Origin of the sequence: Gluconobacter sp. GP1 (genome assembly GCF_032913585.1) — a bacterium.
GTDB lineage: Bacteria > Pseudomonadota > Alphaproteobacteria > Acetobacterales > Acetobacteraceae > Gluconobacter > Gluconobacter cerinus.
This window is the reverse complement of sequence record NZ_JASGXC010000001.1, coordinates 165852-180107: the sequence shown is the minus strand read 5'-3', so window position 1 is coordinate 180107 and position 14256 is coordinate 165852. Positions and strand designations below refer to the sequence as shown.

Here is a 14256-nt window from a genome sequence, read left to right as displayed (position 1 = left end):
CATGTTTTTCAGTTGCCGTGCCATCAGAGAGAACACGGCACGCTGTCTCAGTTAGCGGCTGGAGCCTGCTCACCTTCGGCGACGGCAGCTTCAAGAACTGCGGTCTCAGCCGGAAGCTCTTCTTCAGCGCCGATATCGTGGCCGGAAGCAGCCAGCTCAGCAGAAATGCCGTCCAGAACTGCGCCAGAAATCAGGTCACAGTACAGGGTGATGGCGCGGATAGCGTCGTCGTTGCCCGGGATCGGGTACGTGACACCGGCCGGGTTGGAGTTGCTGTCCAGAATGCCAATGACCGGGATGCCGAGCTTGTTGGCTTCTTCAACAGCCAGCTTTTCCTTGTTCGTGTCGATCACGAAAATCAGGTCAGGCAGGCCGCCCATTTCCTTGATACCGCCGAGGGAGCGCTCGAGCTTCTCACGGTCACGCGTGATGTCGAGAACTTCCTTCTTCGTCAGACCAGCCGTGTCACCGGACAGCATGTCGTCGATCTGGCGCAGACGCTTGATGGAACCCGTGATGGTCTTCCAGTTCGTCAGCATGCCGCCGAGCCAGCGGTGGTTCACGTAGTACTGGCCGCAACGCTGGGCAGCTTCAGCAACATGCTCAGCAGCAGCGCGCTTCGTTCCAACGAAAAGAACGCGACCACCGTTTGCAACCGTCTCGCGGACCAGCTTCAGGGCGCGGTCCAGCAGGGGAACGGTCTGCTGCAGATCGATGATGTGGACCTGATTGCGAATACCAAACAGGTACGGCGCCATTGCAGGGTTCCAACGGCGGGTGTGGTGACCGAAGTGAACGCCGGCTTCAAGGAGCTGGCGCATGGTGAATTCTGGCATTGCCATGATTCAAATTCCTAGCATCTGGTTAGACCTCCGCATGACGACGTCCCTTGCGGAACACCAGAAAACCTCATGGTCATGCGTGCGGATTGTCCGCCAACCTCCTTGAAGGGAAGAAAACGGACGAGCGCGATATGGCTGATACGCGCCCTTATTGCAAGAATTTTCTCTGGTTTATCGTTGTTCAGCCTTCTCTACGCCACGGATGGTGCGCATCCGCTCAGCCAACCGCGGCGTCACGCGATATGTCCCAGGCAGAAGGATTTCCACATCCTGCGTCTCTTCCAGAGAAGGAAGCAGTACGACACGCCCATGTCCGCCACGCATTTCTTCAAGCATTTCAGAAAGGCTGGGCAAAGCGGCTGACTGACGGAGCCACACCCGCATTTCGGACCGCTCAGCCGCGGCTGCAACCTCCAGATCCATGACGCTCTGTGCCGTAATCCGCAGAGCGTCCCCGTCCAGTTTGAGTTCAGCCTGCACAAGAATAGCTTGCCCTGCAACCAAGAGATCTCGGCAGGAAATCAATGTCTCAGCGAAGAGCGTGACTTCACAGCCACCGCCACTATCCGAGAGATTAACCCACGCCATCTTCTTGCCAGTTCGGGTAGGACGCTCTTTCTTATCCACGACGCATCCAGCGATCTTGACGCGGGTACTTCCTGTTTTTGCAGCATTTTCCAGTGCGTTCGACGGCGTGACACCCAAGCGTCTGAGGACCGTACGGTATGCGTCCAGAGGATGGGCACTCATATGGAAACCAATAGCAGACGCTTCCAGTGAAAGACGTTCGAAATCCGGCCAAGGGCGCCCCTCATTCAGGCGAAGAATTTCCCGCTCTTGTCCGCTCCCGCCAAAGAGACCCGTCTGACCAACCTGCTGTTCCTGCGCTCTCGCCTGCGCCCGCCGGATGAGGATATCCGCACTCGCGAATACGGTGTGACGGTCTTTAAGAAGACTATCAAAAGCTCCTGATTTTGCGAGATTTTCTATCTGGATTTTGTTGATGCTTTTAGGGTCACATCGCTCTGCAAAATCTGTCAGATCCTTAAAAGGACGGTTCCCGCGAACTGCCACCACCGCCTCCATGGCGGCAGTCCCGACGCGCTTGATGGCTGAAAGCGCATAACGAATGCCCTGACGCCCGTTCTCCAGTGTCTCAATGGAAAAATCTGCCATTGAGCGATTGATATCAACGGGAAGCACCGAGATGTTCATACGCTTTGCTTCCTGACAAAGCGCAGCGAGTTTATCCGTCTTTTCCCGTGCCAGAGACATGCAGCCGGCAAGGAATGCGACTGGATGGTTCGCCTTCATCCAGGCCGTTTGATATGAAACCAGAGCATAGGCAGCGGCATGTGACTTGTTAAAGCCGTAGTCGGCAAAACGAGCCATAAGATCAAAGACTTCCACGGCTTTATCTTTTGGAATTCCTCGGGCCGTAGCGCCGTCAGTGAATATCTCGCGTTGCTTCTCCATTTCAGAGGCAATTTTCTTGCCCATGGCGCGTCTTAGAAGGTCAGCACCACCAAGGCTGTAGCCCGCCATCTTCTGAGCGATCTGCATAACCTGTTCCTGGTAGACCATGATCCCATAGGTCTCTTCCAGAATATCCCGAATTTCTTCGTGAGGCGGCTCCCATGCCTCACCATGTTTGCGCCGACAATAGTCCGGAATGTTGGCCATCGGCCCCGGTCGATACAACGACACACCGGCAATCAGATCTTCCAGACGGCTGGCGGCCATCTGTTTGAGCATGTCGCGCATGCCCGCGCCTTCAAACTGGAAGACACCAGCCGTGTCTCCCTTCGCGAGCATTTCAAAAGTCTTTTTATCATCTAATGGAATACGTGAGAGATCGACGATAATTCCTTGTTCTTTAAGGAAATCAAGACCACGCTTCAGAATTGTTAATGTCGTCAGACCAAGGAAGTCGAACTTGACCAGTCCGGCCTGCTCAACAAACTTCATGTTGTACTGAGTGACCAGCATGTCGCTCTTCGGGTCTCGATAAAGCGGCACCAGTTCGACCAGTTCTCGGTCTCCAATCACGACGCCTGCGGCGTGTGTTGAGGCGTGCCGATAGAGACCTTCAAGCTGAAGAGCTATTTCCAGAAGCCGTTTCAAAGCTTCATCGCTGTCTCGCATCTCCTGCAGGCGCGGTTCGCCCTCAATCGCCTGCGCCAGCGTCACTGGTTTGGCAGGATTATTCGGGATCAGTTCTGCAACGCGGTTAACCATGCCGTAAGGCAAACCAAGTACACGACCAACGTCACGGACGGCAGCTTTGGCCTGAAGCTTACCGAAGGTAATGATCTGAGCGACACGGCTTCCACCGTATTCCTCACGGACATAGCGGATAACTTCGTCTCGCCGGTCCTGACAGAAGTCGATATCAAAGTCAGGCATCGAGACACGTTCCGGGTTCAGGAAGCGCTCGAACAGCAAGCCGAAGGGTAGCGGATCAATATCAGTGATGGTCAGTGCATACGCCACCAGTGAGCCTGCACCCGATCCACGCCCAGGCCCGACGGGAATATCATGCGCTTTTGCCCACTGAATGAAGTCAGCAACGATCAGGAAGTAGCCGGGGAAGCCCATCTTCGCGATGATGTCGAGTTCAGTTTGCAGACGATCTGAATAGATTTTTCGTTTATCTTCGTCCGCACTGATCGCTTCAAGGCGCTTTTCCAGCCCTTCCCATGCCATGGCACGAAGCGTTTCTTCTTCCGTTGAGCCCTCACGAACCTTCGGGCAAATCGGCAGAAGTGGCTTTCGCGTGCACGCAGCGATGGCACATTTCTGCGCAATAATAAGCGTATTGTCACAAGCTTCTGGCAGATCCTTGAAGATCTCACGCATCTCGGCCGGCGTCTTGAACCAGGCCTGCGGGGAAACGTGCCAACGATCGGCTTCGGCCATCGTCCGCCCCTGCGCAATACAGATAAGCGCATCATGGGCTTCGTGCATCTGAGGCGTCGGGAAGAAGCACTCATTGGTAGCGACAAGGGGAATATCAAGCTTGTCCGCGAGTGGGATCAGAACGCTTTCGATTTCGCGTTCACCCGCCGCGCCGAAGCGATTGAGCTCCACCGCAATATTACCCGGAAAAGCGTCTGCCAGACGACGGAGCAGTTCTTCTGCTTCACCTTTCTGCTCGTCGTAAATCAACCGATTGATCGGCCCACGATTGCCGCCAGTCAGAAGGAACAGCCCATCGGCATGCTGGCACAGCACATCCACAGCAACTGTTGGATCAGCCGGATCACCGTTCAGAAAGCCCTCAGAGGACAGGATTTGGAGATTGGCCAGCCCCGTCTCATTCCGGGCCAGAACTACCAGCGGCTCAGAAGGAGCTCCGGGCTTGGTACTGCGCGATGGGAGTGAGAGCTGGCAGCCGACAATCGGCTGCACACCGCTGCTTCGGCAGTAAAGAGAAAATTCCAGAGCACCAAATAGGTTGCCACTGTCCGTCAATGCAACGGCAGGCATACCGTTCTTCACAGCCAGACTAACCAGATCTGGAATGCGAATGGCGCCCTGGCTCAGGGAGTAAGCTGAGTGATTACGGAGATGGACAAAATCGGCATAAGACATGCCTCTATTCTATCAGGACCGGCGAGCAGATACAGCGCTCTTCTTGCCGGTCACCTCAACTCAAAACGGTACGAGCTTCCCATCCCGTAACGTCACCGTCCGGTCCATACGGGCCGCAAGTTCCTGATTATGCGTTGCAATCAGTGCTGCAACGCCTTCCTCACGAACGGCACGCAATAGCTCATCAAAAACGTGATCAGACGTCCCAACATCCAGATTACCGGTCGGCTCATCCGCAAGGAGAAGTTTTGGTCTATTGGCTAATGCCCGCGCGATAGCAGTCCGCTGCTGCTCACCGCCAGACAGGCGGCCGGGCAGAGAATTCAGGCGATGAGACAATCCAAAACGTCCCAATAGATCTTCGGCACGCGCCTTCGCCACCTTTGCGGACACACCCGCAACCAACTGGGGCAACATGACATTCTCGCGTGCCGTGAACTCACCCAACAAATGGTGAAACTGATACACAAACCCGATTTGATCACGCCGGACAGCCGTGCGAACGCTATCACTCAGTCCACTTACGGCGTTGCCACCGATATAAACTGTACCTTCGGTGGGAGCTTCCAACAGCCCGGCGAGATGCAAGAGCGTAGATTTTCCGGTCCCGCTCGGCGCCACAAGGGCGACAATTTCACCGGGGTAAAGCGTAAACTCGGCATTCGATAGAATTTCAAGCGTTTCTTCACCTGACCGAAAACGACGCGTCAGATTTTCCAGATTTAATGCTGGCACCTGTGTCTCACTCATGACGCAACGCCTCAATTGGATCAGTTCGCGCTGCTCTCCACGATGGATACAGCGTTGCGAGAAGAGAAAGCACCAGAGACATGGCAATCACTTCTCCAACCTGCGACCAGACAAGCTTCGCCGGAAGACGCTCGAGAAAGTAAACTTCCGGGTTGAACAGGTTGGTGCCGGTAAGAGACTGGAGCCACTGCCGGATGCGTTCGATATTTAGGGCAAACGCAATACCAAGGGCAGAACCGGCAGCAGTCCCGACAATCCCGACAAAAGCGCCATTCATGAGGAATATCCGCATGATTGCGCCGCGGCTCGCACCAAGCGTCCGCAAAACCGCGATATCACGCGTCTTGTCTTTCACCATCATGATCAAGGACGAGATGACGTTGAAAGCAGCCACCAGAATAATGAGCGTCAGAATGAGGAACATGACGTTCTGCTCAACCGTCACAGCATCCAGGAAGCCATTTGCGCTGTTCTTCCAGTCAATAACGCGTAGGCGTGGATCATCCAGACGCTGGACAACGGCCTGACGCGTAAGCTGGACGTTCATAGGATCGTCTACCGAAACCTGAATGAGCGACACTGCATTTTCAAGCATCAGAAATTTTTGCGCAGCCGGTAGCGGCACGAGAACGATGTTGGAATTATAATCGTTCCAATTGGCATCGAAGATGGCAGCCACATGATACGTTTTTACGCGCGGCATCGTGCCGAATGGTGTCGCCTGACCGTCCGGGGAAAGGAGTGTAATTGGAGAACCGATCGTCAGACCCGCACGATCTGCCATGGTTGTCCCAATGGCAACGGCGTCGTCTCCCGTGAAACGATCAATCGACCCGGCGATAATACCACTGCTTAAGGCGCGCCAGTCACGAAAATCCTGTTGTGCAATCCCCTGGACTTCCGCACCCGTCGAATACCGTCCGGCTTCGACCAGCACAGTTCCCTGCGCCATGGGTGTGACGGATTTAACCCCGGGAATAGAGCGGATAGCCTCAACGTCGTTCTGATAGGCCTCGATGGGGTGGCCATAGCCATATACAGAGAGATCTCCGTGAAGACCAAGGATACGCCCCATCAGATCGGCCTTGAACCCGTTCATCACCGACATGACGATGATGAGTGTGGCCACTCCGAGCGCAATTCCGACCAATGAGAAAACTGCAATGATCGAGGCGAAGCGTTCGCCACGGCGAGCACGCAGATAGCGCCCCGCCACCATACGCTCGAAGCGGCCAAACATCAGGCTGCTCCGATCTTGGCCAGCGCTTCAGCCACCGGCAGCTCGAACCGCTCACCGTCTACACGGCGCTTCAGTTCAACCTTGCCTTCCTTGGCACCACGAGGACCGACAATGATCTGCCAGGGATGACCCATCAGATCAGCATCGTTAAACTTCACGCCCGCGCGCTCGGAGCGGTCATCGTACATGAAGTTCCCTGGATCAGCCCCGTAGATCTCTTCACAGATCGCATCACAGGCTTCATCACCCGGACGCAGGTTGAGGATCGCAGCTTTGTACGGCGCAACGGAATCCGGCCAGATGATGCCAGCATCGTCATGCGATGCCTCGATGATAGCACCGACCAGCCGGGAGACACCGACGCCATAAGACCCCATGTGAGGCGAGAATTTCGTCCCGTCCGCACCGCTGACTTCGATACCCATGGATTCCGTGTACTTGGTGCCGAAGTAGAAGATGTGGCCAACTTCGATGCCACGCCCTTCCCGCTTCCGGTCATCCGGCACTTCCGCCCAAGCAGCCTCGTCGTGCTTCTCATCCGTTGCGGCATAGTGATCCGTCACGGAAGAGAAGAATGCGGCGAGATCTTCCTCGTTATCGCAGTCAACCGGACGGCCCAGCCAATCCTGCTCTTCAAGGGCAGCGTCAAAGAATACGCCGCTTTCACCAGTCGGTGCGAGAACCAGGAACTCATGGCTGAGATCACCACCGATCGGCCCCGTATCTGCAACCATTGGCACAGCGCGAACGCCAAGACGCTGGAAAATCCGCAGATAGGACAGCATCATGCGACGATAGCTGTTAACCGCGCCCTGATAGTCTGCATCGAAGGAATAGGCATCCTTCATGAGGAACTCGCGACCGCGCATCACACCGAACCGGGGACGCACCTCATCACGGAACTTCCACTGAATATGATACAGCGCCTTTGGAAGCTGCTTGTAGGAACTCACGGAGGATCCGAAGATATCCGTGATCATTTCCTCGTTCGTCGGTCCGTAAAGCAGCTCACGACCATGACGGTCCTGAATGCGGAGCATCTCCGGACCATAAGCGTCATAACGCCCTGAACGACGCCACAGATCAGCAGACTGAAGCGTCGGCATCAGGACTTCCTGTGCGCCAATCGTATCCTGCTCTTCGCGAATGATCTGCTCGATGTTCCGAAGAACACGCAGGCCCGCGGGCAGCCAGGCATAAATACCCGAGGAGGTCTGGCGAACCAGACCTGCACGTAGCATCAGGCGGTGAGACGCAATTTGCGCCTCCGCCGGAACTTCCTTCAGCGTCGGCTGAAAGGCTTTACTCAGACGCATACTCTATTCTCTCAGACGCGCAGCAGATGAACATCGACAAGCGGACGCTTCTGGAGCTTGCGCCCCAGGGCACGGCGCAGGGCCGTCTTGGCCGCATCACGGAATGCCGTGTCGTCCTTTCGCAGTTCATCAGGAATTTCGTCAATAGAATCAGCGAATTCTTCCTGAATGCGAATGCTTTCCGGATCTTCCGATTCCAGAAGACCTGGCGCACTGATCTTTGGCTCACCGATCACATAGCCTTCGTCATCAACAGCGAAGCTCGCAAGAACCATGCCGTTGAAGAGCATCTTGCGACGTGCCGCCAGAACACCACCCGTCATGGGCAGAAGACGACCGCCATCCAGCGCCAAACGACCAGTCGGTGCCGTATCGACAACCTTCACTTCGCCCGGCGACAGGTTCAGGATGTCACCATCTTCCAGCAGGATCGGATCAGAGCCCATTTCATGGGCCAAGGCCGCGTGAGCCGTCAGATGACGCCATTCGCCATGTGTTGGGATGCTGTATTTCGGACGGACAATGCCATACAGAACGCGAATATCATCGCCCGTTGCATGACCGGACGTATGAACCTTCGCGTCCTTGTCAGTCAGAACAGTCACACCACGACGGGACAGGTTGTCCTGCACAGCCATGACAGCCTGCTCATTCCCCGGAATAACGCGGGAGCTGTAAATGACCGTGTCACCCTCACCGAGGGAAATGTTCGGATGAGTATCGGACGCGATACGGGACAGGGCAGAACGAGGCTCGCCCTGGCTTCCCGTGATGATCATCAGAAGGTTGTCATCATGGACGTCGCGTGCGTCCTGCTCCGTCAGGAACGGCGGCAGATCGCTGAAGTAACCGCACTCCCGGGCAGCAGTCTCAAGATTACGCAGGGAACGGCCCACGATCATGACAGCACGACCAGCCGCCATGGCAGCCTTCGCAATGCTCTCAACGCGCGCCACGTTGCTGGCAAAGCACGTTACGGCCACACGCCCGTGAAGGCTTGTGATCAGATCCGTCAGTCCTTTGCGGACGTCCGCTTCGGACTCTGAACGACCTTCCTTCATGACGTTGGTGCTATCACCCACCATCGCCAGAACGCCTTCGTCACCCAGACGACGGAACTCTTCCAGATCTGTAACCGGGCCAACAAGCGGATTTTCGTCCAGCTTCCAATCACCGGTATGAACGATCAGGCCATGGGGTGTCCGCAGAGCAACTGCCTGCGCTTCCGCGACAGAGTGCGTCACCGACACAAACTGGAGATCAAACGGGCCGACATGGAAGCGCGAGCCCGGCATCACCACATGAATTTTTACCTGATTAACCAGATGCGCTTCATGCAGCTTGCGACGCAGTACCGCGGCAGCAAACGGCGTGGCATAAACCGGGCAGCGCAGATAAGGCCAGAGATGGGCTACTGCACCCAGATGATCTTCATGGGCATGTGTAATGACCAGCCCACACAGATCCTTTGCACGGTCCGCGATAAACGTCGGGTCCGGCATCAGCACTTCAGCTTCAGGCGTGTCGTTACCTGAGAAGCCAATGCCGCAATCGATGGCGAGCCAGGTTTCCTTACTGTTTTTAGTGAGGCGGTAGAGATTGAAATTCATGCCGATCTCGCCCGTCCCGCCCAAAGGCAGGAAGGACAAACCGTCAGGTGTATCCGTCATAGTTATTCCTTACGTGTGTTACCATCATGAGCGATATTCATTGCCGAAAGCCTACATGCCTTCGGGGGAATTTGAGATCGGCAGGAGCGCATTGCGGTCCGCCAGAAGACGGAGGCCATCCAGGGTCAGATCCGGGGCCATCACGTCAAACAGGTTGGTGCCCTCTGAAAACAGAGGCGCAAGACCGCCTGTTGCAACAATCTTGGGGCGTCCGCCCATTTCTTCGGAAATTCTTCCTACGATCCCTTCAACCAGGCCAACATAGCCCCAGAAGAGTCCGGAACGCATGGCAACGCTTGTGCTTCGGCCAATTGCGTTCAGAGGGCGCCCGATGCTCATCCGTGGCAATCGAGCGGCCGCTCTGTGCAAGGCATCAATGGACAGATTGACGCCCGGAGCAATCGCTCCACCACAGTATTGACCGTATTCATTCACGACATCAAACGTTGTTGCCGTGCCAAAATCAACAACAATGAGCGGGCCACCATAAAAGTGCTGGGCTGCCAGACCGTTCAATCGACGATCCGCACCAAGTTCTGCCGGATTATCGACTAGCGCTTCAATGCCCCAATCCAAGCCAGCATTAGCCACAAGTGGCTCCACATCGAGCCACTGGCGACAGAAACGCCGCAAATCATATAATGCTGCGGGAACAACAGTTCCGATAATCGCGCGCGTGACAGACGCAGGCGTCAGACCGATACGATCAAAAAGGCCCAGTAACCAAACGGCATATTCATCTGCTGTACGGGAGTCGCTGGTGGACATGCGCCACTGACCGATCCACGACTGACCGTCGTGGACGGCAAACACAACGTTGGTGTTGCCAGCATCAATGACGAGAAGCACGTTCCGATCCGGTCCCTTTAACCCAGCAGGATATCACCTGTTACGACCGGTATGGTTTCACCACCCGGGAGAGCGAGAAGCAGTCGCCCCTGTTCATCCAACCCTGAAAATGAACCTGTTATATAAGTTTCACCACGCTGAACCGCAAGATGACGTCCAACCGGATGCGCTCTTTCGAGCCATGCCCGACGAATGACTTCGAAACCATGATCATTCCACGCGGCAATCCAGCGGTCCATTTCCGCCGTCAGTGCCTCGCCAAACTTGATGGGATCGACTGAAGGAGCGACCTCGGAAAGGGCTGCCAACTGACGACCAGGGACGTCAGGCGCCTGCGCCAGGTTTGCACCAATACCGACAACAACCCACCTGTTAGACGCAATACCACCCGCCTCAATCAGAACTCCCGCCATTTTGCGTTCATTCAGGAGTAAATCATTCGGCCATTTCAGCAAAAATTCTGCTTTTGAGGCGCAGAAACTCTGCGCTGTTTCGTAAAGCGCCAAAGCGGTCAGAAACGGGCACGCAGTCAAAAAAATTTCAGGATTTTGCGGTTTGAACAACAGAGAAATTGCCAGATTACCGCCGGGATCTACCCAACTGCGACCTCGGGTTCCACGCCCTGATGTTTGGAAAAGTGCCTGAACGGCGAGCCTCTCGGGGGCTCCAGCCTCGGCTTTCTCTTTGCAGAGATCGGAAGTCGATCCCAACGTCTCATAAACTTCGAAACGCCAGGCCATAGTCAAAAAAACAGTCTTCATGTGGTGGGCGATGACAGGATTGAACTGCCGACCCTCTCGGTGTAAACGAGACGCTCTACCGCTGAGCTAATCGCCCTCTGAAAACACGTGGCCTATATACACGGTTCTGAGCACCCGTAAAGGCACTCAGAACCAAAAAAGCGAAATTATTCGCTTACGGCGTCCTTAAGACCTTTGCCCGGCTTGAAACGGACAGAGGTGGATGCCGGAATGTCGATCTCTTCGCCCGTACGCGGGTTACGGCCCTTGGCGGCCTTACGCGTAGCGGTCACGAAGCTACCGAAACCAACCAGACGAACTTCCTGCTTCTTGGCAAGCGTCTTCTCGATCGTGCTGAACACCGCATCGACAACTTCGCTGGCCTTGGCCTTCGGAAGATCGGCGGCGTCAGCAACGGCGGCGATCAGTTCCTGCTTGTTGAGGGGCTTCTCCATGATGTGCCTTTCTGGTGTTAAGAGCACCTGAGCCAACCTCCGAAGAGTCTTGCGGCTCAGGCGCTTGTTCGATCTGCGGCCGCACTATGAAGCGCTTTTTGGCCGCGTCAACTGTTAGAATCGTATAAGAACCCAACCGTTAGTGCGGAAGTGCCCTTGGAGCCACTTTCTCAGCCGGAATTCCGCCTACAGGATCGACATTTTCATCCCATTCAATCGCCTCAGGCATACGCGTGAGAGCAATTTTCAGAACGTCGTCGACGTGACTGACTGGAATAATCTTGAGAGCATGGCGGACATTCTCAGGAACCTCGGCAAGATCCTTTTCATTATCCTTCGGGATAAGAACAGTTTTGATCCCTGCCCGAAGCGCTGCAAGCAGCTTTTCTTTCAAGCCACCAATTTCCAGCACACGACCACGCAGCGTAATTTCGCCCGTCATCGCCACATCTCTACGGATGGGAATCTGCGTCAGAATACTGACGAGAGACGTAGCAAGCGCGATACCTGCGGACGGACCGTCCTTTGGCGTAGCCCCTTCTGGAAGATGCACATGGATGTCGCGCTTCTCAAAAAGAGGTGGCCGGATGCCGAAGTCCTGAGCTCGTGATCGGACGTAAGACAGGGCGGCCGAGATGCTCTCCTGCATCACTTCACCCAGCTTGCCAGTCTGCTTCACCTGCCCCTTTCCAGGCACCATGACGCTCTCAATCGTCAAGATCTCACCGCCGACCTGCGTCCAGGCAAGTCCGGTCACGACACCAACCATATCTTCCGTCTCGGTCTCACCATGACGGAAGCGGCGGACACCTGCGTATTTTTCCAGGTTGTCCGGCGTGATCTCAACATGCGTTACGCCCGTCGTGATGATTTCCTTCACGGCTTTACGAGCCAACCGGGCAATCTCGCGCTCTAGATTTCTGACGCCTGCCTCACGCGTGTAGGAGCGGATCAGCTCCATCAGAGTCTCATCAGAAACAGACCATTCATCCGGCTTGAGATTGTGGGCCTCAGCCTGCTTTGACAGCAGATGGCGACGCGCGATCTGGACCTTCTCATCTTCCGTGTACCCGGAGAGATTGATGATCTCCATACGATCCAGCAGTGGCTGCGGCATGTTCAGGCTGTTAGCCGTCGTCACGAACATGACATCCGAAAGATCGTAATCGACTTCCAGATAGTGATCGGCAAACGTTGAGTTCTGCTCCGGATCCAGAACCTCCAGAAGTGCAGACGAAGGATCGCCTCTCCAATCCGCACCCAGCTTGTCAATCTCATCCAGCAGGAACAGCGGATTAGACGTTTTCGCTTTTTTCATGCCCTGGATAATTTTTCCAGGCATGGACCCGATATACGTCCGGCGATGACCGCGAATTTCCGATTCGTCGCGCACACCACCCAGAGACATCCGAACGTACTGACGTCCCGTTGCCTTGGCGATTGACCTTGCCAGAGACGTTTTACCAACGCCCGGCGGCCCCACGAGGCACAGGATCGGTCCCTTGATCTTCTGGGAACGCGTCTGCACGGCAAGATACTCAAGGATACGCTCCTTGACCTTTTCCAGACCGTAATGTTCGGCTTCAAGCACACCTTCAGCGTGCGTAAACTCCTTGGTGATCTTGGAACGCTTTTTCCACGGAATACCCAACAGCCAGTCCAGATAATTCCGGACGACCGTGCTTTCCGCAGACATCGGGCTCATGCCACGCAGCTTTTTCAGCTCGGCATGGGCCTTTTCCTTGGCTTCACGGCTCAGGCGCGTCTTGTTGATCTTCTCTTCAAGCTCAGCAAGTTCGTCCTTGCCATCCTCGCCTTCCCCAAGCTCCTTCTGAATCGCCTTGAGCTGCTCGTTGAGATAATATTCGCGCTGCGTCTTCTCCATCTGCCGCTTCACGCGGTTCCGGATACGCTTCTCAACCTGCAGAACGCCAATCTCTGTCTCAATATGAGCAAAGACCTGCTCTAAACGCTGCTCAGCAGAGGCCATCTCGAGAATTTCCTGCTTTTCGGAAATCTTGAGATTCAGATGGCTGGCAATTGTGTCTGCCAGCTTTGACAGATCCTCGATCTGGTTGATCGAGACCATGACTTCAGGCGGGATCTTCTTGTTGAGCTTGATATACTGCTCGAACTGGGAAACCGTTGAGCGACCCAGAGCTTCCAGATCACTGCCAGGAGTAGCCGACAAAGGCTCCTCCGCAATTTCTTTCACTTCAGCTTCGAAGTGACCATCCACATCGAACAGACGCGTGATCTGAACACGACGGGTTCCTTCGACCAGAACCTTAACGGTACCGTCTGGCAGTTTCAGCAGCTGAAGGATGGTAGAAACCGTGCCGTAACGGTAAATGTCGTCAGCAGAAGGATCATCCTGCGAAACATCTTTCTGCGCAACTAGCAGGATCTGCTTGCTATCGCGTGTGACAGTTTCCAGCGCCTTAACTGACTTTTCCCGCCCGACAAAAAGCGGAACAATCATGTGTGGAAACACAACAATGTTTCGCAGCGGCAGAACAGCCATGACATCTTGGCGAGGAGCCGGGGCTACCTCAGTCACAGCCTCCACAGGAGAGGCAGCCGCGGCTTTGGCACGCGGCTTGCGGGCAGGCTTCTTTTCTACAACTGCGGCGTCATCCACCTTCTTTGTGCGACGGCGCGTCTTAGGCTTGGTATCGTCAGTCATTCACTTGATCTCCATAGGGACGATCCCACGGCCTCCGCCTGCCTGGCAGCGCGAACACCGTGATGTCTCTTCATGCAGAAAAGGCACGAATTCAGACAGCATCTATCCAGAATG

At 55.2% G+C, this 14256-nt stretch carries 10 protein-coding genes and 1 tRNA gene; all 11 read right to left on the bottom strand.

The genetic code is table 11. The features are described 5' to 3' along the window. Positions 1–47: 47 nt before the first annotated feature. The 11 genes from rpsB to lon all read right to left on the bottom strand — a co-directional run bounded on the left by rpsB (position 48) and on the right by lon (position 14142). Positions 48–842, bottom strand: coding sequence for a 30S ribosomal protein S2 (gene rpsB / locus R5H23_RS00860; RefSeq protein ID WP_046901435.1), 795 nt, complete (start codon positions 840–842; stop codon positions 48–50). Between the two features lie 171 nt (positions 843–1013). Next, positions 1014–4436 carry a DNA polymerase III subunit alpha gene (dnaE, locus tag R5H23_RS00855; RefSeq protein ID WP_317213902.1) on the bottom strand — a complete coding sequence of 1141 codons (3423 nt, stop codon included), beginning with the start codon at positions 4434–4436 and terminating at the stop codon, positions 1014–1016. Between the two features lie 60 nt (positions 4437–4496). Continuing rightward, positions 4497–5186 carry an ABC transporter ATP-binding protein gene (locus tag R5H23_RS00850; RefSeq protein WP_317213901.1) on the bottom strand — a complete coding sequence of 230 codons (690 nt, stop codon included), beginning with the start codon at positions 5184–5186 and terminating at the stop codon, positions 4497–4499. Beyond that, entirely contained in the window at positions 5179–6426 is a 1248-nt protein-coding gene (locus R5H23_RS00845) for a lipoprotein-releasing ABC transporter permease subunit (protein ID WP_317213900.1), read from the bottom strand. The genes R5H23_RS00850 and R5H23_RS00845 overlap by 8 nt, the downstream gene beginning before the upstream one ends. After that, positions 6426–7742 (bottom strand): proline--tRNA ligase, encoded by a 1317-nt coding sequence (proS, locus tag R5H23_RS00840; protein WP_317213899.1) that lies wholly within the window; start codon positions 7740–7742, stop codon positions 6426–6428. Before proS ends, R5H23_RS00845 begins: the two co-directional genes overlap by 1 nt. Before the next feature lie 11 nt (positions 7743–7753). Then, positions 7754–9412: a ribonuclease J gene (locus R5H23_RS00835; protein WP_203547465.1), complete on the bottom strand. Its 1659-nt coding sequence runs from the start codon at positions 9410–9412 to the stop codon at positions 7754–7756. Between the two features lie 51 nt (positions 9413–9463). Next, positions 9464–10261, bottom strand: a complete 798-nt coding sequence (locus R5H23_RS00830) for a type III pantothenate kinase (RefSeq protein WP_046901429.1) — start codon at positions 10259–10261, stop codon at positions 9464–9466. Between the two features lie 17 nt (positions 10262–10278). Further along, a complete protein-coding gene (locus R5H23_RS00825) occupies positions 10279–11001 on the bottom strand; it encodes a biotin--[acetyl-CoA-carboxylase] ligase (RefSeq protein ID WP_317213898.1) in 723 nt (240 codons plus the stop codon). Between the two features lie 22 nt (positions 11002–11023). Further along, positions 11024–11098 (bottom strand) — tRNA-Val (locus R5H23_RS00820). A gap of 70 nt (positions 11099–11168) precedes the next feature. Next, positions 11169–11456, bottom strand: coding sequence for an HU family DNA-binding protein (locus tag R5H23_RS00815; protein WP_007282110.1), 288 nt, complete (start codon positions 11454–11456; stop codon positions 11169–11171). Between the two features lie 139 nt (positions 11457–11595). Continuing rightward, positions 11596–14142 carry an endopeptidase La gene (gene lon / locus R5H23_RS00810; RefSeq protein ID WP_264649456.1) on the bottom strand — a complete coding sequence of 849 codons (2547 nt, stop codon included), beginning with the start codon at positions 14140–14142 and terminating at the stop codon, positions 11596–11598. Positions 14143–14256 lie beyond the last annotated feature (114 nt).

Excerpts from the sequence above, each read along its gene's own strand:
- lon (WP_264649456.1), bottom strand. The coding sequence starts at position 14,142 with ATGACTGACGATACCAAGCCTAAGACGCGCCGTCGCACAAAGAAGGTG.
- proS (WP_317213899.1), bottom strand. The coding sequence starts at position 7,742 with ATGCGTCTGAGTAAAGCCTTTCAGCCGACGCTGAAGGAAGTTCCGGCG.
- R5H23_RS00835 (WP_203547465.1), bottom strand. The coding sequence starts at position 9,412 with ATGACGGATACACCTGACGGTTTGTCCTTCCTGCCTTTGGGCGGGACG.
- R5H23_RS00850 (WP_317213901.1), bottom strand. The coding sequence starts at position 5,186 with ATGAGTGAGACACAGGTGCCAGCATTAAATCTGGAAAATCTGACGCGT.
- rpsB (WP_046901435.1), bottom strand. The coding sequence starts at position 842 with ATGGCAATGCCAGAATTCACCATGCGCCAGCTCCTTGAAGCCGGCGTT.
- R5H23_RS00815 (WP_007282110.1), bottom strand. The coding sequence starts at position 11,456 with ATGGAGAAGCCCCTCAACAAGCAGGAACTGATCGCCGCCGTTGCTGAC.
- dnaE (WP_317213902.1), bottom strand. The coding sequence starts at position 4,436 with ATGTCTTATGCCGATTTTGTCCATCTCCGTAATCACTCAGCTTACTCC.
- R5H23_RS00825 (WP_317213898.1), bottom strand. The coding sequence starts at position 11,001 with ATGGCCTGGCGTTTCGAAGTTTATGAGACGTTGGGATCGACTTCCGAT.
- R5H23_RS00845 (WP_317213900.1), bottom strand. The coding sequence starts at position 6,426 with ATGTTTGGCCGCTTCGAGCGTATGGTGGCGGGGCGCTATCTGCGTGCT.